The sequence below is a fragment of the Pseudomonas sp. PSB11 genome (assembly GCF_014596605.1).
In the GTDB taxonomy this organism is placed as follows: domain Bacteria; phylum Pseudomonadota; class Gammaproteobacteria; order Pseudomonadales; family Pseudomonadaceae; genus Aquipseudomonas; species Aquipseudomonas umsongensis.
This window is the reverse complement of sequence record NZ_NOIO01000001.1, coordinates 19,156-41,560: the sequence shown is the minus strand read 5'-3', so window position 1 is coordinate 41,560 and position 22,405 is coordinate 19,156. Positions and strand designations below refer to the sequence as shown.

At 59.0% G+C, this 22,405-nt stretch carries 24 protein-coding genes and 1 pseudogene; 10 read left to right on the top strand and 15 right to left on the bottom strand.

Annotated elements, in window-relative coordinates:
• Positions 1-22 precede the first annotated feature (22 nt).
• Genes CGA21_RS00230 through CGA21_RS00220 form a run of 3 tightly spaced genes read left to right on the top strand, consistent with a single transcriptional unit; the run spans position 23 to position 2,538 of the window.
• Complete coding sequence (locus tag CGA21_RS00230) at positions 23-1,030, top strand: methionine ABC transporter ATP-binding protein (protein ID WP_110748489.1); 1,008 nt, start codon at positions 23-25, stop codon at positions 1,028-1,030.
• Positions 1,030-1,704, top strand: coding sequence for a methionine ABC transporter permease (locus tag CGA21_RS00225; protein ID WP_008002212.1), 675 nt, complete (start codon positions 1,030-1,032; stop codon positions 1,702-1,704). Before CGA21_RS00230 ends, CGA21_RS00225 begins: the two co-directional genes overlap by 1 nt.
• Before the next feature lie 60 nt (positions 1,705-1,764).
• Positions 1,765-2,538, top strand: coding sequence for a MetQ/NlpA family ABC transporter substrate-binding protein (locus CGA21_RS00220; protein ID WP_110748492.1), 774 nt, complete (start codon positions 1,765-1,767; stop codon positions 2,536-2,538).
• Between the two features lie 79 nt (positions 2,539-2,617).
• Here the strand turns inward: CGA21_RS00220 and CGA21_RS00215 are convergent, their stop codons facing one another.
• The 5 genes from CGA21_RS00215 to CGA21_RS00195 are packed head-to-tail and all read right to left on the bottom strand — an operon-like array spanning position 2,618 to position 6,520.
• Positions 2,618-3,253: an SCO family protein gene (locus tag CGA21_RS00215; RefSeq protein ID WP_188263296.1), complete on the bottom strand. Its 636-nt coding sequence runs from the start codon at positions 3,251-3,253 to the stop codon at positions 2,618-2,620.
• Positions 3,250-4,149, bottom strand: a complete 900-nt coding sequence (gene cyoE, locus CGA21_RS00210; RefSeq protein ID WP_110748497.1) for a heme o synthase — start codon at positions 4,147-4,149, stop codon at positions 3,250-3,252. Before cyoE ends, CGA21_RS00215 begins: the two co-directional genes overlap by 4 nt.
• Complete coding sequence (locus tag CGA21_RS00205) at positions 4,137-5,210, bottom strand: COX15/CtaA family protein (protein WP_110748499.1); 1,074 nt, start codon at positions 5,208-5,210, stop codon at positions 4,137-4,139. The genes cyoE and CGA21_RS00205 overlap by 13 nt, the downstream gene beginning before the upstream one ends.
• Positions 5,211-5,220: 10 nt before the next feature.
• Positions 5,221-5,814, bottom strand: a complete 594-nt coding sequence (locus CGA21_RS00200) for a hypothetical protein (RefSeq protein WP_110748502.1) — start codon at positions 5,812-5,814, stop codon at positions 5,221-5,223.
• A complete protein-coding gene (locus CGA21_RS00195) occupies positions 5,780-6,520 on the bottom strand; it encodes an SURF1 family protein (protein ID WP_188263295.1) in 741 nt (246 codons plus the stop codon). Before CGA21_RS00195 ends, CGA21_RS00200 begins: the two co-directional genes overlap by 35 nt.
• A gap of 71 nt (positions 6,521-6,591) precedes the next feature.
• Here CGA21_RS00195 and CGA21_RS00190 point away from each other — a divergent pair, with 71 nt between their 5' ends.
• Positions 6,592-6,795: a twin transmembrane helix small protein gene (locus CGA21_RS00190; protein ID WP_008064738.1), complete on the top strand. Its 204-nt coding sequence runs from the start codon at positions 6,592-6,594 to the stop codon at positions 6,793-6,795.
• Positions 6,796-6,891: 96 nt separating this feature from the next.
• On the opposite strand, the gene CGA21_RS00185 is transcribed toward CGA21_RS00190, so the two are convergent.
• The 4 genes from CGA21_RS00185 to coxB form a co-directional block, all read right to left on the bottom strand.
• Entirely contained in the window at positions 6,892-7,779 is an 888-nt protein-coding gene (locus tag CGA21_RS00185) for a cytochrome c oxidase subunit 3 (RefSeq protein ID WP_110748507.1), read from the bottom strand.
• A 25-nt stretch (positions 7,780-7,804) separates the two neighbouring features.
• Complete coding sequence (locus tag CGA21_RS00180) at positions 7,805-8,356, bottom strand: cytochrome c oxidase assembly protein (RefSeq protein WP_033038877.1); 552 nt, start codon at positions 8,354-8,356, stop codon at positions 7,805-7,807.
• Between the two features lie 131 nt (positions 8,357-8,487).
• On the bottom strand, positions 8,488-10,086 hold the full coding sequence (ctaD, locus tag CGA21_RS00175) for a cytochrome c oxidase subunit I (RefSeq protein WP_110748509.1): 1,599 nt from the start codon (positions 10,084-10,086) through the stop codon (positions 8,488-8,490).
• Between the two features lie 82 nt (positions 10,087-10,168).
• Positions 10,169-11,296, bottom strand: a complete 1,128-nt coding sequence (coxB, locus tag CGA21_RS00170) for a cytochrome c oxidase subunit II (protein WP_188263294.1) — start codon at positions 11,294-11,296, stop codon at positions 10,169-10,171.
• Positions 11,297-11,666: 370 nt separating this feature from the next.
• On the opposite strand from coxB, the gene CGA21_RS00165 reads away from it, so the two are divergent.
• The gene (locus CGA21_RS00165) at positions 11,667-12,317 is read left to right on the top strand and encodes a hypothetical protein (protein WP_110748515.1); all 651 of its coding nucleotides are present in this window, start codon (positions 11,667-11,669) and stop codon (positions 12,315-12,317) included.
• A gap of 120 nt (positions 12,318-12,437) precedes the next feature.
• Here CGA21_RS00165 and CGA21_RS00160 read toward each other — a convergent pair whose 3' ends face one another.
• The 3 genes from CGA21_RS00160 to CGA21_RS00150 form a co-directional block, all read right to left on the bottom strand.
• Entirely contained in the window at positions 12,438-13,964 is a 1,527-nt protein-coding gene (locus tag CGA21_RS00160; protein ID WP_110748518.1) for a SulP family inorganic anion transporter, read from the bottom strand.
• Between the two features lie 90 nt (positions 13,965-14,054).
• The gene (locus tag CGA21_RS00155) at positions 14,055-14,786 is read right to left on the bottom strand and encodes a carbonic anhydrase (RefSeq protein ID WP_110748521.1); all 732 of its coding nucleotides are present in this window, start codon (positions 14,784-14,786) and stop codon (positions 14,055-14,057) included.
• Between the two features lie 241 nt (positions 14,787-15,027).
• Positions 15,028-16,086 (bottom strand): PA0069 family radical SAM protein, encoded by a 1,059-nt coding sequence (locus CGA21_RS00150; RefSeq protein WP_188263293.1) that lies wholly within the window; start codon positions 16,084-16,086, stop codon positions 15,028-15,030.
• Positions 16,087-16,282: 196 nt separating this feature from the next.
• On the opposite strand from CGA21_RS00150, the pseudogene CGA21_RS00145 reads away from it, so the two are divergent.
• Positions 16,283-16,588 (top strand): annotated as a pseudogene (locus CGA21_RS00145) (hypothetical protein).
• Positions 16,589-16,648: 60 nt separating this feature from the next.
• Here CGA21_RS00145 and CGA21_RS00140 read toward each other — a convergent pair.
• Together CGA21_RS00140 and prlC are read right to left on the bottom strand one after the other, a co-directional pair.
• Entirely contained in the window at positions 16,649-16,936 is a 288-nt protein-coding gene (locus CGA21_RS00140) for a YheV family putative zinc ribbon protein (protein ID WP_008064765.1), read from the bottom strand.
• Positions 16,933-19,011: an oligopeptidase A gene (gene prlC, locus CGA21_RS00135; RefSeq protein WP_188263292.1), complete on the bottom strand. Its 2,079-nt coding sequence runs from the start codon at positions 19,009-19,011 to the stop codon at positions 16,933-16,935. Before prlC ends, CGA21_RS00140 begins: the two co-directional genes overlap by 4 nt.
• Positions 19,012-19,073: 62 nt before the next feature.
• On the opposite strand from prlC, the gene CGA21_RS00130 reads away from it, so the two are divergent.
• Both CGA21_RS00130 and CGA21_RS00125 read left to right on the top strand, forming a co-directional pair.
• On the top strand, positions 19,074-19,619 hold the full coding sequence (locus CGA21_RS00130) for a gamma carbonic anhydrase family protein (RefSeq protein WP_110748532.1): 546 nt from the start codon (positions 19,074-19,076) through the stop codon (positions 19,617-19,619).
• A 28-nt stretch (positions 19,620-19,647) separates the two neighbouring features.
• A complete protein-coding gene (locus CGA21_RS00125; RefSeq protein WP_110748535.1) occupies positions 19,648-20,298 on the top strand; it encodes an HAD family hydrolase in 651 nt (216 codons plus the stop codon).
• Positions 20,299-20,392: 94 nt separating this feature from the next.
• Here CGA21_RS00125 and CGA21_RS00120 read toward each other — a convergent pair whose 3' ends face one another.
• On the bottom strand, positions 20,393-21,460 hold the full coding sequence (locus tag CGA21_RS00120; RefSeq protein WP_110748537.1) for an aminopeptidase: 1,068 nt from the start codon (positions 21,458-21,460) through the stop codon (positions 20,393-20,395).
• A gap of 60 nt (positions 21,461-21,520) precedes the next feature.
• Here CGA21_RS00120 and CGA21_RS00115 point away from each other — a divergent pair, with 60 nt between their 5' ends.
• The gene (locus tag CGA21_RS00115; protein ID WP_179054888.1) at positions 21,521-21,943 is read left to right on the top strand and encodes a hypothetical protein; all 423 of its coding nucleotides are present in this window, start codon (positions 21,521-21,523) and stop codon (positions 21,941-21,943) included.
• Positions 21,944-21,983: 40 nt separating this feature from the next.
• Positions 21,984-22,403 (top strand): hypothetical protein, encoded by a 420-nt coding sequence (locus tag CGA21_RS00110; RefSeq protein ID WP_110748543.1) that lies wholly within the window; start codon positions 21,984-21,986, stop codon positions 22,401-22,403.
• Positions 22,404-22,405: the final 2 nt, after the last annotated feature.

Sequence of the window (22,405 nt, the reverse complement as noted above, 5' to 3'; positions counted from 1 at the left end):
CGCGCCCCACAAGGTTCGCTACGTGATCGAGTTTCAAAACGTCCATAAAACCTACCGCGTCGCCGGTAAGGATATCCCCGCCCTGCATCCGACCAGTCTGACGATAGAAAATGGTCAGGTCTTTGGTCTGATTGGCCATTCCGGTGCGGGAAAAAGTACCCTGCTGCGTCTGATCAATCGCCTGGAAAATTCCAGCGGCGGCAAGATCATCGTGGACGGCGAAGAAGTCACTGCGCTTGATGCCAACGGACTGCGCCGTTTCCGTCAGCAGGTCGGAATGATTTTCCAGCACTTCAACCTGCTGGCGTCCAAGACCGTTGCCGACAACGTTGCGCTGCCGCTGACGCTGGCCGGTGAACTGTCCCGCCGCGACATCGATCTGCGCGTGGCCGAGTTGTTGGCCCGGGTCGGTTTGTCCGATCATGCCAACAAGTATCCAGCGCAGTTGTCCGGCGGCCAGAAGCAGCGTGTCGGCATTGCCCGCGCCTTGGCGACCAAGCCGAAAATCCTGCTGTGCGACGAAGCCACCAGTGCACTGGACCCGCAGACCACGGCGTCGGTCCTGCAATTATTGGCTGAGATCAATCGTGAGCTGAAGTTGACCATCGTGCTGATCACCCATGAAATGGACGTGATCCGCCGAGTCTGCGACCAGGTAGGCGTCATGGACGCTGGCGTGATTGTCGAGCAAGGTTCGGTGGCCCAGGTGTTCCTGCATCCGAAACACCCGACGACCAAGCGTTTCGTGCAAGAAGACGAGCACATCGACGAAAGCGAACAGCGTGACGACTTCGCACACGTGCCAGGCCGCATCGTGCGTCTGACCTTCCAGGGCGAAGCGACCTACGCGCCCCTGCTGGGAACCGTCGCTCGGGAGACCGGTGTGGACTACAGCATCCTGGCTGGTCGGATCGATCGCATCAAGGACGTCCCGTATGGGCAACTGACCCTGGCCGTGACCGGTGGTGACATGGAAGCGGCTTTTGCCCGCTTCACCGCGGCCGACGTTCACATGGAGGTGCTGCGCTAATGGAAGCCCTGACTAGTTTTTTCGCCAACATCGACTGGTTCGAAATCTGGCTGGCCACCGGTGATACGCTGCTGATGCTCGGTGGTTCGCTGTTGTTCACCGTGTTGCTGGGCCTGCCGCTGGGCGTGCTGTTGTTCCTCTGCAGCCCGCGTCAGTTGCTGGAAGCCAAAGGCGTCTACGCGATGTTGTCTCTGGTGGTGAACATCCTGCGTTCGCTGCCCTTCATCATTCTGTTGATCGTGATGATTCCGTTCACCGTATTGATCACCGGTACTTCCCTGGGGGTCGCCGGCGCGATCCCGCCGCTGGTGGTCGGTGCCACGCCGTTTTTCGCGCGACTGGTGGAAACCGCTCTGCGCGAAGTGGATCGCGGCATCATCGAAGCGACCCAGGCCATGGGCGCGACGACGCGGCAGATCATCACCAATGCCTTGCTGCCCGAAGCCCGCCCGGGCATTTTCGCGGCGATTACGGTGACTGCCATTACACTGGTGTCCTACACGGCAATGGCCGGTGTGGTCGGTGCCGGTGGTCTGGGTGACCTGGCGATCCGCTTCGGCTACCAGCGTTTCCAGACTGACGTAATGGTGGTCACGGTGGTGTTACTGCTGGTGCTGGTTCAGGTATTGCAAACCGTCGGCGACAAATTGGTCGTCCACTTTTCTCGTAAGTAAGACATGAGCCGGCCATTCGCTGGCAGGCGCCAATCGGGCGCCTCACATGGAGTTAGCTGAATGAAAAAACTACTCGCCGCATTCGCTGCTGTTGCAGCCTTTTCCGCCCACGCCGCCGACACCCTGACAGTCGCAGCGACTCCGGTTCCGCACGCGGAAATCCTCGAGTTCGTCAAACCGGCCCTGGCCCAGCAAGGCGTGGACCTCAAGGTTAAAGTCTTCACCGATTACATCCAGCCGAACGTGCAGGTCGCGGAAAAACGCCTGGACGCCAACTTCTTCCAGCATCAGCCGTACCTGGATGAGTTCAACAAGGCCAAGGGCACCAACCTGGTCTCGGTGGCCGGCGTGCACCTGGAACCACTGGGTGCTTACTCCAGCAAGTACAAGACCCTGGAAGAGCTGCCAAGCACCGCCACCGTGGTGATCCCGAACGACGCCACCAACGGCGGGCGTGCGCTGTTGCTGCTGGCCAAGGCCGGAGTGATCAAGCTGCAGGATTCGAACAACATCCTGTCGACGGTCAAGGACATCACCGAGAACCCGAAAAACCTGAAGTTCCGTGAGCTGGAAGCCGCGACCATCCCGCGCGTGCTGACCCAGGTCGACCTGGCGCTGATCAACACCAACTACGCCCTGGAAGCCAAGCTCGATCCATCCAAGGACGCGCTGGTCATCGAAGGCAGCGACTCGCCTTACGTGAACATCCTCGTTGCCCGCCCGGACGACAAGGACAGCGAAGCGATGAAGAAGCTGGTGGCTGCCTTGCACAGCCCGGAAGTGAAGGCCTTCATTCTCGAGAAGTACAAAGGCGCGGTCGTGCCGGCGTTCTGATCTACTGACGCAACGAAAAAGGGGATGCCATAAGCGTCCCCTTTTTTTGTGCCTGGCTCCTACGGGAGCGCTATGGTGGTTATTTGCGGTTGAGCATCACCGGCAACTGCGCCACCAGTTTCACATTGTTCAAGGGAGCCCGAATAAACCCGCGCTGGGTTCCGTCCGGGCCGATCACCGCCAAGTTGCCGCTGTGGTCGACGGTGTAGTTCGGCTTGCCGGTATCGGCTGGAATGAACGGAATGCTCACCGCATTGGCGACTTTCTGCAGCTCTTCTACCGACGTTGGCGTCAGCCCGACAAACTGCGGATCGAAGTAGCCCAGGTACTGCTTGAGCTGCTTGGGCGTATCGCGGTGTGGATCGACACTGACCAGCACGATCTGCAACTTATCCACAGCCTCCGGCGGCAGTTCACTCTTGATCTGACGCAGTTGGGCGAGGGTGGTCGGGCAGATGTCCGGGCAAAAGGTGTAGCCGAAGAACAGCAGGCTCCACTTGCCTTTGAGTTCGTTGATTGCCACCGGCTTGCCGTCCTGATCGGTCATCTTCACATCCGGCAGGTTGCGGCTTTGCGGCAGCAGGATGATCCCCGCGTCGATCAGTGCCGTCGGGTCGCCCTGGCCTTTGCCGGAGAGCACTTTGTTGATGGTCAGGCCCAGGACCAGCGCGATCAGGGCGACAAGGATGAAGACGGTTTTCTGGGTTCGGGTCATAGGTTCAACAATAAGTAGTGGTCAACGAGCAGGGCGATGAACAGCAGGAACAAGTAGTAAATAGAGTACTTGAAGGTGTTGATCGCCGCGTGCGGCCGAGTGCCACGGTACAGCACCACGGCCCATTGCAGGAATCTGGCGCCAAGACCGATGGCGCAAGTCAGGTACAGCAGGCCGCTCATGTGGATCACGTAGGGCATCAGACTGACGGCCAGCAGCGCGCCGGTGTAAAGCAGGATGTGGATCTTGGTGTAGTGCTCGCCGTGGGTCACCGGCAGCATCGGGATGTCGGCCTTGGCATATTCCTCCTTGCGATGGATCGCAAGGGCCCAGAAGTGTGGCGGGGTCCAGGCGAAGATGATCAGCACCAAAAGCAGCGGTTCGGCGCTGACGTGGCCGGTGGCGGCGGTCCAGCCGAGCAGCGGCGGAGCGGCCCCGGCCAGGCCTCCGATCACGATATTCTGCGGCGTCGCGCGCTTGAGGAAACCGGTGTAGACCACTGCGTAGCCGAGCAGGGAGGCGAGGGTCAGCCATGCGGTCAGCGGATTGGTGAAGGCCAGCAACAAGGCCTGACCCAGCAGTGCCAGCACCAGGGCAAAAGTCAGCGCGGCGGCCGGAGATACCCGGCCTTCGGCCAGTGGCCGTTTGTGGGTGCGTGCCATGACCGCATCGATCCTGCGGTCCACCACGTGGTTGACCGCTGCCGCACCGCCTGCACACAAGGCAATGCCCAGGTTGCCGAACACCAGCACGGTCCACGGCACTCCGGCGCGCGTTGCGAGGAACATCCCTACCAGTGAAGTGATGAGCATCAGCACCACCACTTTTGGTTTGGTCAGCTCCAGGTAGTCACGCCAGATTGCCTGGCTGTGACGCTCGCCGATCAGAATCGCCATGGCGTCTCTCCTTTTATTGTTATGGGCCCGGCTGAATGTTTACGCGGGCTGAAACGCCAGCGTGTCGGCTGCTTGACCCGAACCAGGCTGGTCCGGGCGTGGTAATTGACCAACACCATCGTCAGCAACAGCGCTGCGCCCCCGGCGTTATGGGCGACGGCAATCGGTAGCGGCAGGTGCAACAGCACGTTGCTGATGCCCAGGGTGATTTGCGCCGCGAGGGCGATCAGCACCAACCCGGCGAGTCGCGTCATGCCGACGACTTTCAGTTGCCAGGCGAGGCCCAGTAACACCAGGGTCACCAACAACGCGCCGATCCGGTGTGTCAGGTGAATCGCGGTGCGAGCGTCGCTGTCCAGTTGCCCGCCGAGGTAGTTCGGGCCGATGTGCTGGGTCAGGTGAAAGCCGTTGGCGAAGTCCGCAGGTGGCAGCCATTGCCCGTGGCACGTCGGAAAGTCGATGCAGGCCACAGCGGCGTAGTTGGAGCTGACCCAGCCACCCAAGGCGATTTGCCCGATCACCAGCAACAGCCCCGCCGTCGCCCAGTACTGCAGGCGTCGCGGCACCGTCAATGCGGGCAGTACGCCGGACAGGCGCAAGGTCAGCAGAAACAGCAGGCTCAGGGTCGCAAAGCCGCCAAGCAGATGTCCGGTGACAACTTGCGGCCAGAGCTTGAGTGTCACCGTCCACATGCCGAACGCGGCTTGAGCGAACACTACCGCCAGCAGGAACAACGGCAGCTTCACCGGTTGTCCTGGATGCCGGCGATGGACCCAGGCCCTACCGGCCAACACCGATATCAGCAGCCCCAGCGTGCCGGCGAAGTAGCGGTGGATCATCTCGTTCCAGCCTTTATGGGCTTCTACAGGCGTGTCCGGAAAATGCAATTCGGCATGGGCCAGTTGTGCTTCGCTTTTGGGCACGCTGATAAAGCCGTAGCAGCCAGGCCAGTCCGGACAGCCCAAGCCTGCGTGGGTCAGGCGGGTATAGGCACCGAGCAACACCACAATCAGTGCCAGCAAGGTGGCAAACAGCGCGAGGCGAAATCCAGGCTTGGCCATGACGATGCCCTTATCCGATGTTCGACAGTTTCAGCAGGTGCCGCAGGTCATTGAGCAGGTCCTTGCCCTTGACTGACGGGTCGTAGCGCAAGACCAGATTGCCGTGGGGATCGATGATCCACAGGTGTGGAGAGTCATTACTCTGAGCTCCTTTGGTGTAGGTCGGCAGGTCCAGTGGATAGCGCTGCAACTGCGGGTACTCGCGTTGAAGTTTAGTCTCGTAATCACTGCTCAGCGGCTGTGTCGCCGCCAGTGCGTGACTGGCGCGACCGGCATCGCGACCCAGGCCGATCTGGATTTGGCGCGCCAGATAAACCAGTTGCTGGCAGTCCACCGAGCACTCTTTCGGTGCCGTCACCAGCAACTGCCAGCGGTCTTCCTGCGCCCGTACGCCAAGGTCGGCGCGGCTCTGTCCGTTGCCGATCAGTTCGCCGTGATAACTGCGTCCTTCCGGCACCCAGAAATTCAGTTTGTACATGCCGGTCGCCAGGATCATCGGACCGACCACCCCGAGCACAATCAGCAGTAACTGCAACCGTCCCTTGCGCCGGTTCACCGGCGTTTTGGCCTCAGACATGCTGGGTGGATTCATGGCCGTTCCCATGGTGTTTCTCCTTTGCGTTGTGCCAGCCGAGGTAGAGGTAAAGACCGAACAGGGCGATCGACATGGCGAACCACTGCACGGCATAAGCGATGTGTTTTTCCGGCCCCATGGCCACTACCGGCCAATCGGCCTGGTACGTCGCGGGTCCGGTTTCTGCGCGTAATTCGTAGGCAAAACCTTCACGGCCCAGGGCTGCCCAGAGTGCGTTCGGGTCAATGGCCGTGAGTAGTTTTGGCCAGGTGCTGGTGCTTGGGTCGGCGTGGAGCTGGAAGGTCGCGCCGGGTGAAACGTAGACCCATGCATCGAGACTCAAGGCATCGGTCGGTGTGGTGAATTGCGGCGGCGTCCGACGGTCGGGCCAAGGCAGCCAGCCGCGATTGACCAGCAGCCACAGCCCTGTTGCCTGATCCTGAAACGGTTGCAGCAGCTCGACGCCGACTTTGCCGCCACGCTGACGGTTATCCAGCAACAGGCTGTGCGCGGAATCGAACTGGCCATGCAGGTGAATCCGTCTGAAGGCCGGGTCTGCGGTGTGCTGCAGCTCGGTGCTGGCCATCGGTTCTGCAGCCCGGCGTTCAGTGTAGGTTTGCAGTAGCGCGCTTTTCTCCGCGCCCCGGCTCAATTGCCAGAACCCGAGCGACACCAGCAGGGGCAGCAACAGCGCAACCACCAATGTCGGAATGATGCCCGGCCGAAAGCGCTTCATGGCATCGCCAGAAAGTCGGTCGTCGCGATAGCTATACTCAGATGCATCGCTTGTCCCCCCGGAGTCCCACCATGCTCAAAGCAGCCATCGTCCTGATGCTGATTGCCACGGTTGTCAGCCTGTTCAGCGGCCTGTTTTTTCTGGTCAAGGACGACAGCAGCTCGAACCGCCTCGTCATTGCCTTGAGTGTTCGTGTAGCCCTTGCCGCCATTACCGTCGGCTTGATCGCCTGGGGCTTTTTCAGCGGCCAGCTTGTATCTCACGCACCCTGGTAACCGTAGGAGTGAGCATGCTCGCGAAAAACTCGAAAGCATCGCGGGGTGTCAGGTTCCCCGCGTTATCGTTGGGTACCATCGCGACCGTGCTCGCTCCTACAGCACATAGACGAAAACGAACAGCCCGATCCACACCACATCCACGAAGTGCCAGTACCAACTCGCTGCCTCGAAACCGAACTGATGTTCGCTGTCGAAGTGCCCACGCATGACCCGCATCAGCATCACGAACAGGATGATGGTGCCGATCGTCACGTGGGCGCCGTGGAACCCGGTGAGCATGAAGAACGTGGCGCCGTAGATGCCCGAACCCAGGGTCAGGCCCAGTTCGTGATAGGCGTGCATGTACTCTTCGGCCTGAAAGCCGAGAAACGCGCAGCCGAGCAGCACAGTAAGCGCCAGCCAGATTTTCAGCGCACCGCGATGGCCCTTCTTCAAGGCATGGTGGGCGATGGTCACGGTGACGCTGGAGCTCACCAGTATCACGGTATTGAGCAGTGGCAATCCCCAGGGGCTAATGACCTCCTTGGGGGGTGGGAACAGCTTGGAGTCGGGGTTGTTCAGCAGTGGCCAGGTCCACTCGAAGGCAGGCCACAGCATGTGAGCGAGGCCTTTGGCACCTTCACCGCCGAGTGCGGGGCCGGACACATGGCGCACATAAAACAGCGCGCCGAAAAAGGCGATGAAAAACATCACCTCCGAGAAAATGAACCAGCTCATGCCCCAGCGGAACGAACGATCCATCTGCGCGCTGTACAAGCCGCCGCGACTTTCCTTGATCACCGTGCCGAACCAGCCAAAGAGCATGTAGGCCAGCAACAGGCCACCGACGAAAAAGATCAGCGGGCCGTGGGATTCCGGCCGCGCCGCTTTCAGATCGTTGAACCAGGTGGCCAGGCCGAACACCGTGACGAACATCCCGACCGTAGCGATGATCGGCCATTTGCTCTGGGCCGGAACGTAATAGTGTTCATGAGTTGCCATTTATTGTTCTCCTTATCGGGCACGCTCAACCGCCAGTATTTACTGCGACCGGTGGATGTCGGGCGGTGATATCGAACAGCGTGTAGGACAGCGTCAGGTGCTTCACATCCTTGGGCATGTCACGGTCAACGATGAAACGTACCGGCATCTCGATCCGTTGACCGGGCTGCAGCACTTGTTGGGTGAAGCAGAAGCATTCGGTCTTATGGAAGTACGCCGCCGCCGCGCTGGGCGCGATGCTCGGCACCGCCTGAGCGCTCATCGGGCGATCGGTAGGGTTGTGCGCGATGAAGATCATCTCGTTCACTGCCCCGGGGTTGGCCGTCAATTCATCATGCTTGGGATAGAAATCCCAGGACATGTCGGCGGAGTTGGTCGACAGGAACTGCACGCGAACCTGCCGCGAGGTATCGACCGTTTGCTCGCCCTCATACTGCCCGGCGGTCTTGCCGTTGATGCCGAATGCCTTGCACATCACGTCGTAGATCGGCACCAGGGCAAAACCGAAGACAAACATCGCGACCACCACCAGTAACAGGCGGGTGACCAGCTTCTTCATTGAAATCGAGTCAGCCATGATTTCTCACCTGCGCCGAGAGCCCTGTGGGAGCGAGCCTGCTCGCGAAGCAGACGCCACGGTTTGGCAGGTAGACCGCGTCATCGTTTTTCGCGAGCAGGCTCGCTCCCACAAAGGCCATGGCGCTCATTTCATTTCACTTCCGGCGGCGTGGTGAAGGTGTGGTACGGCGCCGGTGAGGGAATGCTCCATTCCAGGCCTTCGGCCCCATCCCACGGTTTGGCCGGTGCTGGCGGGCCACCGCGAATGGTCTTGATCACGATGAACAGGAAGAAAATCTGCGTTGCACCGAACATGAAGGCGCCGATCGACGACACCATGTTGAAGTCGGCGAATTGCAGGTTGTAGTCCGGAATCCGTCGAGGCATGCCCGCAAGCCCGACGAAGTGCATCGGGAAGAAAGCCATGTTCATGCCGATGAACGACAGCCAGAAATGCAACTTGCCGAGGGTTTCGTCGTACATGTGGCCAGTCCATTTTGGCAGCCAGAAGTACGCCGAAGCGAAGATCCCGAAGATCGCCCCAGGCACCAACACGTAGTGGAAGTGCGCCACCACGAAGTAGGTGTCCTGGTACTGGAAGTCCGCCGGGGCGATGGCCAGCATCAGGCCAGAGAATCCGCCGATGGAGAACAGGATCACGAACGCCACCGCGAACAGCATCGGCGTCTCGAAGGTCAGCGAACCTTGCCACATGGTACTGGCCCAGTTGAACACCTTGACCCCGGTGGGTACCGCGATCAACAACGTGGCGTACATGAAGAACAGCTCACCCACCAGCGGGATACCGACCACGAACATGTGGTGCGCCCAGACGATGAACGACAGGAACGCGATACTCGCCGTGGCGTAGACCATCGAGGTGTAGCCGAACAGCGGCTTGCGCGAGAAGGCCGGAATGATCGAGCTGACGGCACCAAAGGCCGGCAGGATCATGATGTACACCTCGGGATGGCCGAAGAACCAGAACACATGCTGGAACAGCACCGGGTCACCGCCACCGGCGGCGCTGAAGAAGCTGGTGCCGAAGTGGATGTCCATCAGCATCATCGTCACGCAACCGGCCAGTACCGGCATTACCGCGATCAGCAGGAACGCGGTGATCAGCCAGGTCCAGACGAACAGCGGCATTTTCATCAGCGTCATGCCGGGGGCGCGCAGGTTGAGAATGGTGGCGATCACGTTGATCGCACCCATGATCGAACTGATCCCCATCAAGTGGATGGCAAAGATGAAGAAGGTCACGCTTTCCGGCGCGTAGGTCGTCGACAGCGGCGCGTAGAACGTCCAGCCGAAGTTGGGTCCGCCTCCGGGGGTGAACAGGGTCGAAACCAGCAGGATGAATGCCGCTGGCAACAGCCAGAAGCTGAAGTTGTTCATCCGCGGTAGTGCCATGTCGGGTGCGCCGATCATCAGCGGAACCATCCAGTTGGCAAGGCCGACAAAGGCCGGCATCACCGCACCGAAGACCATCACCAGGCCGTGCATGGTGGTCATCTGGTTGAAAAATTCCGGCTGGACGATCTGCAACCCTGGCTGGAACAGTTCGGCGCGAATCACCATCGCGAACGAGCCGCCGAGCAGGAACATGGAAAACGCAAACCACAGGTACAGCGTACCGATGTCCTTGTGGTTGGTAGTCAGCACCCAGCGCATCAGGCCTTTGGCGGGGCCATGGGCGTGCTCGTGGGCGGTGCCGGTCTGAACATGGTCATCGACTACAACAGTCATGTCCTGTCTCCTGCAAACAGATGGGCTGGGCAGGTCGGGGCGTGATGCTCCGACTGGTTCCTTGGGTGCGCAATAGACTGGGTCATTTGCTTTCCGCCTGTTTCAGCTCCAGCACTTCTTTGGGGGTGACCATGTCGCCCTTGTTGTTGCCCCAGGCGTTTCGCTCGTAGGTCACGACCGCTGCGATATCGACTTCCGACAGTTGCTTGCCGAACGCCGCCATGGCGGTGCCAGGCTTGCCATGGAAGACAATGCTCAAGTGTTCCTTGATGGGGCCGGTGGCGATTTTTGAGCCTTTGAGTGCCGGGAACATGGGCGGCAGGCCCTGGCCTTCTGCCTGGTGACAGGCCACGCAGGTGGTGTGATAGACCTTGTCGCCGCGCTCTTTGAGCTCGTCGAGGGTCCATTCCTTACTGGTCAGCTCCTTGAGTTGTGCAGCCTCAGCCTTGCGTTCAGCCAACCACTTTTCGTAATCGGGCTTGTCCTTGACCTCAACCACGATCGGCATGAACCCATGATCCTTGCCGCACAGCTCCGCGCATTGGCCGCGGTAGACGCCGGGTTTTTCGATACGGGTCCAGGCTTCGTTGACAAACCCCGGGATCGCATCGCGCTTGACCGCAAAGGCCGGCACCCACCAGGAGTGAATCACGTCGGCAGAGGTCACCAGAAAGCGCACCTTGGCGCCGATCGGAAGCACCAGGGGCTTGTCGACCTCGAGCAGGTAATGCTCGCTCTTGGCTTCCTTGTTGTGGATTTGATCGGCTGGAGTGGCCAGGTTGCTGAAGAATTCAACGTCCTGGCCCAGGTACTTGTAATGCCATTTCCACTGATAGCCGGTGACCTGGATATCGATATCCGGCTCACTGGCGTCGTACATCTTGATCAGGGTGGCAGTCGCCGGAACCGCCATGGCCACCAGAATGATGAAGGGCACGATGGTCCAGAGAATTTCGACGGTGGTACTTTCATGAAATTTTGCCGCCACCTGCCCGGTAGAGCGGCGGTGCAAGATCATCGACCAGAACATGGCGCCAAAGACGATGATGCCGATCACTACACAGATCCAGAAAATGGTCATGTGCAGGTCAAACACAGCGTGACTGATTTCAGTCGCTCCAGGCGCCATATTCACAGTCCAGGCCGCTTGTGCCTGACTGAAAATCGACCACAACAGGAGGCCCATCCAGACATGTGGATGTCGCATCATTGCGGGTTCCCCTTATCGTTCTTGTTATCCCGCCGGCTTTCACCTGCGGCAAGGGAGCGGCTGCATCAGACTACGAACTTGAATCGCCGGGCCTTGCTGCATTGCAGTCGGGCGTCATCAGCTAACTCCATTCCAACCCGAGTATAGACAGCGACTCTCACCTCGCAACGTGCTGACGTAAATCATCTGAAACAGCATTAACTTGCTTTGCAGGGCACGAATGGAGAAGGATGCAGACGAGTGGTGGCCATTCGATATAGCTTTGGCGTCTCAAGGATGAAATATTTATGACAAATGCGTCTTAGCGTTTTTCACGCGCCAGCTAAGTTATGTCTTCCCTATTTCATTGCCTTTGTTTCCTGGAGTTTTCATGAACACCGCCGCATTGCGCGAGCAGATCCAAAAAGCACAACAACACGAAGCTGAAACCAGCCTGCTGACGCGTCAGCTGGAAAGCAAATTGCCTCATCTACACCCGGCGATTCAATTGCCGGAGACGGACGCCAACGGCGTGCTGACGCGGTTTGTCACCGCCTATATCGAGGAAGTACCTGATCTGCTGGATGCAGCCAATGAAGTTGCCAGGGAAGCGGGTATCGAGTCACAGATCAAGCCGGTGCTGAAAATCGCCGAACAGTACTTCCTGCAGCCGCCAGCGATCATGACCGGGCACGTCGGGCTCGATGGTCTTCTGGACGAAGCTTATTTGGCGCATCGGTTCGTCGAAGAGGTCAACGACCTGTATATCAAGCATTTCGGCCAGCCACTGATCCCGTTGGACATGACGGTCGCCAATCTGATTGCTCACCAGTTGATCGGTGAGGAATTTGCCAACCAACTGGACGAGGCGGTGCATCACGCCGTGGACGAGATGCTTAACGACGAAAGCTTTGCGCTGGAGTCGGTCGAAGCCTACCGCGAGAAACTCAGCAGCCCGGACACCGGCGCAGCATGGAAGCGCTGGCCGTGCATGTCCCGCCGCCTGGGCGTGGGCCTGGAGCTGGAACAGCCGGTGGCTTGATTCAAAGGCCAACCCTATCCCAATGTGGGAGCGGGCTTGCTCGCGAAGGCGTCAAGTCAGTCGACGCTGATGTTGACTGACACACCGCCTTCGCGAGCAAGCCCGCTCCCACAGGGTTATTCAGCCAGCCGCACCAATACCGATATTGGTCCGCACCCGCCCCTCCAACCTGCGCTTTAACCCGCGCGATTCGATCAACAGCTTCGAACCCTTTGCCGCGTTGGCCCGACCCCACTCTTCCAGCAATTCCAGGCAGGAGTGATCGATATAGGTCAGGTTATTGAGCGGCACATGCACCGTTGAGCCCGCTGGGATGCTGCCCAATACCTGTGTCAAAGCCGGCACCTTGAGAAAAGTCGCCGCCCCCACCAGGCGCAGCTCCATTTCGCCGTCCCGTGGAAGGTCGATCAGGCTTATTTTCAGCCGTGAGGCTTTCAGCGCCAGCTTCACCAAGGTCAAGCCGAAGCCGATCAGCACGCCTGTCAGCAAGTCGGTGAAAATAATCGCCAGCGCTGTCGCGGCGTAGGTGAACATCGGCATTCGACCGTATCGACCCAAACCGCGAAAAGCCTTGAGATCGACCAGTTTGAAACCGGTGTAAACCAACACACCGGCCAGGCTCGCCACGGGAATGCTTTGCAGCACGCTCGACAGCAGCATCACGAACGCCAGCAGCCACAATCCATGGAAAATCGTTGAGTAGCGCGTGGTGGCACCGGCCTGGACATTCGCCGAGCTGCGTACGATCACCCCGGTCATCGGCAACGCGCCGAGCAATCCGCAAAGCATGTTACCGACGCCTTGGGCGGACAGCTCGCGGTCGAAGTCTGAGCGTTGACCACTGTGCATGCGGTCGACTGCGGCAGCGGATAGCAAGGTTTCGGCGCTGGCAATGAATGCGACCGCGAATGCCGCGATCAGCAATGCAGGGTCAGCCAGGTTCAGCAAGTCAGCAGGTTTCAGCCAGTCGATGGCTTCGGCCAGGTTTGCGGGTACTTCCACCCGTTTGACTTGCAGCGCCAAGGCCAGGCTGACGACGGTAGCGATCCCAACCCCCAGTAGCGCGCCGGGAACGAATCGCAGGGAGTGGGGACGCAGCTTTTCCCACAACCACATGACGGCGATCGTTCCCAACCCAAGCAAACCGGCCTGCCAGCCAAAGGATGGCAAAGCCTGAGCCACGGCGGCCGGGAAGGCTGCCAGGTTATCCAGCCCCGAAGGCTTGGGCGTGGCGTCCAGCATCACATGCAGCTGTGACAGGACGATCAACACCCCGATCCCCGCGAGCATGCCGTAGACAACCGCAGGCGCAGTCACACGAAACCAACAGCCCAGTTTCAAGCGACCAGCGACCAACTGTAAAAAGCCCGCCAACAGCAGGATCGGCCCGAGCATGACCACGCCGTGCTGGCGTATCAGCTCGAATACCAACACCGCCAGGCCGGCCGCCGGGCCGCTGACCTGCAGCGGCGAGCCGGCCAGCCAACCGACCACCAGTCCACCGATGATCCCGGTGATCAGGCCTTTGGCCGGTGGCAATCCTGAAGCAATGGCAATGCCCATGCACAGGGGCAGGGCAACCAGAAACACAACCACCGAAGCCAGCAGCTCCCGTGGCAGCACAGCTTTAAGTTGCGCAGCACGCATGATGATTCTCCCGAAGTTTTCTTCAGGCATGGCAAGGCCGGGCCGCTGAAACAGCGGCCGGCATCAAACCACACAGATGGTTAGGAGGATTTAGAAGCGCGCTTTGGGCGTCGCCACCGGAATCGGATGGCTGCCGTCGAGCGGCAGGAAACGACCCTGATCCGCGTCGTAAGCTTTGATTTCGCTGGTTTCGATGTCATAGACCCAGCCATGGATGAACAGCTGACCGTTCGCCATGCGCGAGGCTACCGAGGGATGGGTCCGCAAGTGTTGCAACTGTGCGATGACATTTTCATCGGTGAGGATGTGCATGCGTTCGTTTTCGTCGGCGCAGTTGCAGTTGTCGTGCACCATGGTTTTCGCGACTTCCGCATGCCTTAACCAGGCTTTGACCGTAGGCATTTTTTCCAGGCTATCGGGATTGAGTACCGCACGCATCGCTCCGCAATCGGAGTGGCCACAGATGATGATGTGCTGTACGCCCAGCGCCAGCACTGCGTACTCGATGGCGGTGGACACACCACCGTTCATCTGGCCGTAAGGTGGTACGACATTGCCGACGTTGCGAGTGACGAACAGGTCGCCCGGCGAGCTGTGGGTGATGAGCTCGGGGACGATGCGCGAGTCAGCGCAGGTAATGAACATCGCCCGTGGCTGCTGGGCCGTGGCAAGTTTTTTGAAGAGTTCTTCCTGTTGCGGAAAGATCTCATGATGAAAATGCAAAAAGCCGTCAACGATATGCTGCAGCGCTGCATCGGCGGTTTCCGCCCCGGGTTGGGCAGAAGCCGACGCAGCCAACGGCTGTTTATCCTTGTCACTCATGATTCATCCTCTTTGGCGGAGTCAGGGATATTCCCGTTCTGTCCGGTGTGAAGCCAGTGGCTGCCTAAAAAAACATCCAGGTCGTCGATCGACCCGTCAGTCACTCGATGAACAAGGTAACCGCCGAATCTTAACTCAAACTGAAAAGACCGCTCTAGAACCTGTGTTCCAGGTCACAAAAAACGTGACTGGTGAAAAAGCTGAGCGCGATCCCCCGTTCTCAACCATAGGCTAATTGCCCTTAAATCAACGACATTTGACGACCCGGCGGACAGAAGGCATCGCAGTCCAGGTTGAAACCTTCCCGATGGTTGAGCCCCATGCGTTTGATGGCTTTGGCAAAACGTTGTGCCAACAAATCGGCAAAAGGGCCTTCACCACGCATGCGTGCGCCAAAGCGACTGTCGTACAACTCGCCGCCGCGGCTCTGGCGAATCAGGCTCAGGACATGGGTCGCACGTTGCGGATAGTGGGCCGCCAGCCACTCTTCGAACAGGGGCGCGACTTCCAGGGGCAATCGCAGCATCATGTAAGCCGCGCTTTGTGCTCCGGCGGCATGGGCTTCTGTGAGCAGGTTTTCGATTTCGCTGTCGTTGATCATCGGAATCATGGGTGAACACAGAACGCCCACAGGAACTCCCGCTTCGTGCAGCACCCTGATCGCCCGCAGCCGGGCCTTGGGGGCCGCAGCGCGGGGTTCGAGGATGCGCTTGAGCTCGTCGTCCAGCGTGGTCAGGCTGATCATCACTGCCACCAGCCTTTGACGGGCGAGTTCGGCCAGCAGGTCCAGATCGCGCAGAATCAACGAGCCTTTAGTCACGATGGTTACCGGATGACGATAGCGCAGCAGCACTTCGAGGGTTTGGCGGGTGATCTTGTACTCGCGCTCGATGGGCTGGTAAGGATCGGTGTTGGACCCCAGGTTGATGGGTGCACATTGGTAGCCACGCCTGGAAAGCTGTTCCTCCAATATGTCCGCGGCATTGGTCTTGGCAATCAGCTTCGTTTCGAAATCCAGGCCTGGCGACATGTCCCAATAGGCGTGACTGGGCCGTGCATAACAGTAGATGCAGCCGTGCTCGCAGCCACGATAAGGATTGATCGAGCGATCGAAGGGCAGGTCCGGTGAATTATTGCGGGTGATGATGGTTTTCGCAGTCTCGATGGACACCTCGGTGCCTTGGGTCATCGGCGCTTCCTGATACCAGCCGTCATCCTCGGCGACCGAGCGATGGGGTGCAAAGCGGTTGTGCGGGTTGGTCGCTGTACCGCGACCGCGTGGGGGCAATGGCGCGTTCATGGGGATAGCTCGAGTGCTGTATGCCCATACAGTATACGTGAAAGGTTCGTGTGACCAGTGCCGTTTGGCAGCACATCGGCGGGGTTTTCGAAGTCATCGAACGATACATATCGTGTCTGGTTGAATCGCTCCAGGTACCGGTATTGTTGTGGTCGCCCCACCCACTGACATGAGTATCAATTAAAAGGATTTAATGATGTCGATGTTTAATCGCCGCGGTATTTTTTTGTAAAAGCTTGGTCCGACTGTCGTCGATCCAAATGAAGTGCTTGTATCAATGCAGTTCGCATTGAAAGAAGAGACTTGGGATAACAAAAATTTCGCGACGACCACCGCTTTGCTGGACTCCACTACCCTCATTGCCTCCTCAAATGATGGGGGGCAATCATTCAAGATCCGTAATTTCAAGAAAGATGTCGATGGTGACGGCGATATTGACGCCGAAGACTTGATGAAACTTCTGGCGCTGGCTAAAGCCTACGTCAGCATTTCCACGCCTTGACTGAAAGTCCATAAGCGACACCTCCCACGGCATTGCGCCGTGGGAGGTGTTGTTTTCTACTCAGTGTTGTTCGTCAGGCTTTTTCTTCAGCTTCGGGTTCGGAAAAAACTGCACGGCCTGAACCTTGGTATCTGCAGGTTTCAGCGCGGAAGTGTTGACCCGGGTGCCCAGTTCCTTGGGAACGGACAGGCCTTGTTCATTCAGCGTATCGGAGTAACCGCAAGCCACGCACTCGCGATGCGGTACGTCGTCTTCGCTCCACATCATCAACTTGTCCGGCTCGCTGCAGGCTGGACAAACCGCGCCGGCGATAAAGCGTCGTTTGGTAATCACGGGACTCTCACTCATGCTGCCGCGCCCTCACTCAGGCCGCTGTGGCGCAAGAGTGCGTCAATCGACGGCTCACGACCACGGAAATCGACGAACAGCACCATCGGCTCTTGAGAACCGCCGCGCGCCAGGATCGCTTCGCGGAACGCCCGGCCCGTGTCGGCATTGAGCACGCCCTCTTCCTCGAATTTGGAGAAAGCATCGGCCGAGAGCACTTCAGCCCATTTGTAGCTGTAGTAACCCGCCGCGTAACCACCGGCGAAGATGTGCGCGAAGCTGTTAGGGAAGCGGTTGTAGGCCGGAGGACGCATCACCGACACTTCGTCGCGCACGCCTTCTAGCACTTGCAATACGCTGCGACCGTCACCATGGGTGGCGTGCAGTTCGAAGTCGAACAGCGAGAACTCCAGTTGGCGGACCATCATCAGGCCGGACTGGAAATTTTTCGCCGCGAGCATTTTCTGCAGCAGGTCCTGGGGCAGTGGTTCGCCAGTTTCATAGTGACCGGAGATCAGCGCCAGCCCCTCGGGCTCCCAGCACCAGTTTTCCATGAACTGGCTTGGCAGCTCGACCGCGTCCCAGGCCACACCGTTGATGCCGGACACCCCGGCGTGTTCGACGCGGGTCAGCAGGTGATGCAGGCCATGACCGAACTCGTGGAACAGGGTGGTGACTTCATCGTGGGTTAGCAGCGCAGGCTTGCCGCTGTCGGCCGGAGTGAAGTTGCACACCAGGTTGGCCACCGGGTTTTGCAGCACACCTTCGGCGGTGCGGCGACGATCGCGGGCACCGTCCATCCAGGCACCGCCGCGTTTGTTGGCGCGGGCGTAGAGGTCGAAGAAGAAGCGGCCGACGTGCTGGCCGTTTTCCTTGATTTCGAACAGACGCACATCCGGGTGCCAGGTGTCGAAGCCTTGCTGCTCGGCAATTTCGATGCCGTACAGGCGTTGCACGATGGCGAACAGGCCGCCCAGTACTTTATCGATTGGGAAGTAGGCTCGCAGGGCTTCCTGGGCAACGCTGTAACGTTGCTCGCGAAGTTTTTCGCCGTAGAAGCCGCTGTCCCAGCTTTGCAGGTCCGGGCAGCCCTGTTCGGCCGCGTAGGCCTTGAGCTGTTCCAGGTCCTGGGCGGCGAACGGCTTGCTGCGCTTGGCCAGGTCGCGCAGGAAGCTCAGCACTTGATCGCTGGATTCCGCCATTTTGGTGGCCAGGCTGAGTTCCGAGAAACTCGCGAACCCCAGGAGCTTGGCCAGCTCCTGACGCAGGTCGAGGATTTCCTGCATGACCGGTCCGTTGTCGTTCTGGCCGGCATTCGGGCCCTGGTCCGAGGCGCGGGTGCAGTACGCAGCGTAGACTTCTTCACGCAGCGCGCGGTTGTGGGCGTAGGTCATCACCGCGTAGTAGCTCGGGAATTCCAGGGTGATCAGCCAGCCATCGAGGTCCTTGGCTTGCGCGGCGGCGGCCATTTGCGCCTTGGCCGAATCGGTCAGGCCGGCGAGGGCAGTTTCGTCGGTGATGTGCTTGGTCCAGGCCTGGGTGGCATCCAGCAATTGGTTGGAGAAGCGGCTACCCAGCTCCGACAGTTTGCTCTGCACTTGGGCGTAGCGCTTCTGCTCGGCTTCCGGCAGGTCGATACCCGACAGACGGAAATCGCGCAGGGCGTGTTCCAGGATAGTTTTCTGCGCTACGTCAAAACCGGCGGCTTCCGGACTGTTGGCCAAGGCCTCATAAGCCTGGAACAATTCACGGTTCTGGCCCATTTCCGTGGAGTAGGCGCTCAAGGCAGGCAGGCAAGCCTCATAGGCTTCACGCAGTTCGGCACTGTTGCACACGGCATTCAAATGGCTCACCGGGCTCCACGCCGCACCCAGGCGGTCATTGAGCTCGTCCATGGCCAGCACCAGGCCGGCCCAGGTCGGTTGTTTGCCCTGGGTCTTGAGGATCTCGATAATGGCGGCGCGGTTGTCAGCCAGGATCTGTTCAATGGCCGGTTGCACATGCTCGGCACGGATCGCGGAGAACGGCGGCAGGTCGTAGGACTGCAAAAGAGGGTTGTTCACGCTCACGGTTGGCACCTTGGCTGGAAGAAACATGCAGCCATCTTAATTACAATCGACACTCACCGCAGCTATCAGCGACAGAGAGAGAACCTATCGTGTCCCTTCGCAAGTACCAGAACCACACGCCGTTGCTCGGCAAAGGCGCTTTTGTCGACAGTTCGGCGGTGGTGATCGGCGATGTTGAAATCGGCGAAGACAGCTCGGTATGGCCATTGACGGTGATCCGCGGCGACATGCACCGCATCCGCATTGGCACGCGTACCAGCGTGCAGGATGGCTGTGTGCTGCACATCACTCATGCCGGGCCGTTCAATCCGGATGGTTTCCCGTTACTTATTGGCGACGACGTGACCATCGCCCACAAAGTCATGCTGCACGGCTGTGCGGTGGGCAGCCGGGTGTTGATAGGCATGGGCAGCATCGTCATGGACGGCGCGGTGGTCGCCGACGACGTTATTATCGGTGCCGGAAGCCTGGTACCTCCGGGTAAACGCCTGGAAAGCGGTTTCCTGTATGTGGGCAGCCCGGTGAAACAGATCCGGCCACTGACTGACAAGGAACAAGCTTTTTTCACCTACAGCGCGGCGAACTACGTGAAACTCAAGGATCTGCATCTGGCCGAAGGCTACGACCAGATCTGAAATGTCTCGCTATCGCCCAGGAATCTTCATGCATTACCAAACCGTTCTGTTCGACCTTGATGGCACCCTGACCGACCCGCGCGAAGGCATCACCCGTTCGATCCAGTTTGCCCTGGGTAAGCTGGGCATCGAGGAACCCGACCTGACCAAGCTCGAACACTTCATCGGTCCGCCCTTGTTACAGGCTTTCATGCAGTTTTATAGCTTTGACGAGGCCAGGGCCTGGGAGGCGGTGAACTTCTATCGCGAACGCTTCAAGGTCACCGGGCTTTACGAAAACCGCGTATTCGACGGTGTTACGCCGCTGCTCGAAACCCTGGGTGGGCAAGGACGACAGCTGTACATCGCGACCTCCAAACCCTGGGTTTTCGCCCGGGAAATCGCTCGCCATTTCGACTTCGCCAAACACTTCAAGGTGATCTATGGCAGCGAACTGGACGGCACCCGGACCAACAAGGTTGAACTGATCGCCCACCTGATGGCCGAAGAAGGCCTCGACCCGGCCAGTACCCTGATGATTGGCGACCGTAAGCACGACCTGATCGGCGCGCGCAGCAACGGGCTGGATGCGGCAGCGGTGGGTTATGGGTTCGGTAGTCGGGAGGAGTTGAGTGCCGAAGCGCCAACTTATCATTTTGAAACATTGGACGAGATGCATCAGGCGTTTTTGCGCGTGTAGGAGCGAGCGGACGGCGATCCGACTTGCCCGCGAAGATCGATGACGCGGTGCAGCAGATACACCGCGGCACCCGGATCGCCGGCGAGCCTGGCTCCTACAACGCCTTCAACGCCGCTTTACGCTGTTCAACCGGCAACGCACCCAACTTTTCGACCTGTGCATAAAACTTCACCCAATCCCCACCTGCTTGCCTGAACAGCGCCGCAAACGCCGGCACCCATTGGTCATACAGACCAAACGGCAGCAATCGCGCATTGTTCATCGGTGCATTAATCCACGCGTCGTAGCGTTTGTCCCCGGCCCATTGTTTGTCACGCATCTGACGGTATTCGGCGCGCAACTGCTCGAACGCCTCAGCTTTACGCTGACGCATTTGCTCGGGCGGCAGCGGCAGTGTGTATAGCTTTTCAAGCCGGGTGCGGGTGTCCAGGATCAGCTGAATAAATTGGCCCCGTTGTTTCTCCTGTGTTTTGTTTTCGGGCGCAAGGCTACGGTAAGCCCGCCATTGGCGAGTGCCTTCCTGCTCGACAAAGGTAGCGAATGACTCGTTGAACTCAGTGTCATCCTTCACATAAACACGCTGATGCGCGAGTTCATGAAAAATCAGCGTGGCCAGTCGTTCATCGCCCCAGCCCATCATTGAGTTCATGATCGGATCGTTGAACCACCCCAGGGTCGAATAGGCCTCTACGCCACCGATGGACACGTCCATGCCTTGCAGGCGCTGCAGCGCCGCCTCACCGCGAGCCGCACTCTGGCTGTAATAGCCGCGATACGCCACACAACCGGCTATGGGGAAGCAATGGTTTTGTGGCTTCAGGGAAAATTCCGGTGTGACAAACACGTTCCAGACCACGTAGGGACGGCCAATGTCGGCATACAGGCGGTAACTCTGATTATCCGGCAGGTGCAGTTGCTGGGTGGCAAAGGTCCGGGCTTTTTGTGATTGGACCAGGTGCGCGCGCAGTTTCTGATCGCGCTGTGGGTCGGCAATGACGCGGGCAACGGGTTCCCGGGCCCGCAGCAGTTGCAGTTGACCACTGGCCAACTGGCTGTAGTAGCTGACGCTGGAACAACCGTTGAGTAACAAAAACAGCACACCCGGAAACAAAATGCGTAAAACGCGATCAAGTAACCCGAGGCTTCGATGCGGCCTGATCAAAATAAAAAAATCCCTGGAAAGTCTGCTCGCAAGACTATCCCGCTTGACTGGAGCTCCGCTATGCGCAAGTTGATGCTGACGGGAGGCCTGCTGATGCTGGCCGGATGTGCTGGATTCGGATTACCTCGCCATGATCCGACGCAAGCATGGATCGATCTGGAGTCACATCAGGAAGACACGGCCCTGCTGGCGCTTGAAGTGGACAACAAAGCGGCAACCGACAAGCGCTATTTCGAGGTTCAACCCGGCAGCCATGAGTTGACCGTTCGCTACCAGTTCCCCGTCCAGCCCACCAATATTGGTCCCGATGCCCAACCACTGTGGCGAGACTGCCAGATGAATGTGAAATTCAACGACTTCAATGCAGGCGAGCGCTATCAACTGCAGGCGGGGAATATTGGCTTCCGGCCATGGGCCAAGCTGTATGATCAACAGCGAAAAGTGATTGGCCAGGGCACACCAGCGGGCTGCCAACGAACCTGATCGGCGCTATCCTGAATATCCTGACATTGGGATATTTATCATGCGCAGGTTGATGCTGTTACTGGCTGCAGGTGCCGTGGCCGGCTGTTCGACGCCTATGCCGGCGGCCAATCCGCATATGGCGTGGGTAGACTTCTCTACGCCATTTCCTAACGATAAATTGCTGATGGCGGAGCGACTGGATAACCAGCGCTTGCGTGACGGGCGTTTTTTCCAGGTCACTCCCGGTAGACACGAGCTGACCGTGCGCTTCGATTTTGAAGTGCCAGGCGGGAGCTCGGACTTGTTCGGCGGTACTACGGAGCGGCTTTGCTACATAATCGTTAAGTACGATCATTTCGAAGCCGGTCAGCGTTATCTGTTACAAGCCCGCTCCATGGCGTTCACCCCTGAAGCGCGCCTGTATAACGCCAGGCGCGAGATCGTCGCCGAAGCGAGTCAGATCAACTGTGTGCCTTGATT

Bases quoted from the DNA above. Each gene is read 5' to 3' on its own strand.
- CGA21_RS00225 (WP_008002212.1), top strand. From the start codon at position 1,030: ATGGAAGCCCTGACTAGTTTTTTCGCCAACATCGACTGGTTCGAAATC.
- CGA21_RS00220 (WP_110748492.1), top strand. From the start codon at position 1,765: ATGAAAAAACTACTCGCCGCATTCGCTGCTGTTGCAGCCTTTTCCGCC.
- CGA21_RS00215 (WP_188263296.1), bottom strand. From the start codon at position 3,253: ATGACCCGAACCCAGAAAACCGTCTTCATCCTTGTCGCCCTGATCGCG.
- cyoE (WP_110748497.1), bottom strand. From the start codon at position 4,149: ATGGCGATTCTGATCGGCGAGCGTCACAGCCAGGCAATCTGGCGTGAC.
- CGA21_RS00205 (WP_110748499.1), bottom strand. From the start codon at position 5,210: ATGGCCAAGCCTGGATTTCGCCTCGCGCTGTTTGCCACCTTGCTGGCA.
- CGA21_RS00200 (WP_110748502.1), bottom strand. From the start codon at position 5,814: ATGGGAACGGCCATGAATCCACCCAGCATGTCTGAGGCCAAAACGCCG.
- CGA21_RS00195 (WP_188263295.1), bottom strand. From the start codon at position 6,520: ATGAAGCGCTTTCGGCCGGGCATCATTCCGACATTGGTGGTTGCGCTG.
- CGA21_RS00190 (WP_008064738.1), top strand. From the start codon at position 6,592: ATGCTCAAAGCAGCCATCGTCCTGATGCTGATTGCCACGGTTGTCAGC.
- CGA21_RS00185 (WP_110748507.1), bottom strand. From the start codon at position 7,779: ATGGCAACTCATGAACACTATTACGTTCCGGCCCAGAGCAAATGGCCG.
- CGA21_RS00180 (WP_033038877.1), bottom strand. From the start codon at position 8,356: ATGGCTGACTCGATTTCAATGAAGAAGCTGGTCACCCGCCTGTTACTG.
- ctaD (WP_110748509.1), bottom strand. From the start codon at position 10,086: ATGACTGTTGTAGTCGATGACCATGTTCAGACCGGCACCGCCCACGAG.
- coxB (WP_188263294.1), bottom strand. From the start codon at position 11,296: ATGATGCGACATCCACATGTCTGGATGGGCCTCCTGTTGTGGTCGATT.
- CGA21_RS00165 (WP_110748515.1), top strand. From the start codon at position 11,667: ATGAACACCGCCGCATTGCGCGAGCAGATCCAAAAAGCACAACAACAC.
- CGA21_RS00160 (WP_110748518.1), bottom strand. From the start codon at position 13,964: ATGCGTGCTGCGCAACTTAAAGCTGTGCTGCCACGGGAGCTGCTGGCT.
- CGA21_RS00155 (WP_110748521.1), bottom strand. From the start codon at position 14,786: ATGAGTGACAAGGATAAACAGCCGTTGGCTGCGTCGGCTTCTGCCCAA.
- CGA21_RS00150 (WP_188263293.1), bottom strand. From the start codon at position 16,086: ATGAACGCGCCATTGCCCCCACGCGGTCGCGGTACAGCGACCAACCCG.
- CGA21_RS00140 (WP_008064765.1), bottom strand. From the start codon at position 16,936: ATGAGTGAGAGTCCCGTGATTACCAAACGACGCTTTATCGCCGGCGCG.
- prlC (WP_188263292.1), bottom strand. From the start codon at position 19,011: ATGTTTCTTCCAGCCAAGGTGCCAACCGTGAGCGTGAACAACCCTCTT.
- CGA21_RS00125 (WP_110748535.1), top strand. From the start codon at position 19,648: ATGCATTACCAAACCGTTCTGTTCGACCTTGATGGCACCCTGACCGAC.
- CGA21_RS00115 (WP_179054888.1), top strand. From the start codon at position 21,521: ATGCGCAAGTTGATGCTGACGGGAGGCCTGCTGATGCTGGCCGGATGT.
- CGA21_RS00110 (WP_110748543.1), top strand. From the start codon at position 21,984: ATGCGCAGGTTGATGCTGTTACTGGCTGCAGGTGCCGTGGCCGGCTGT.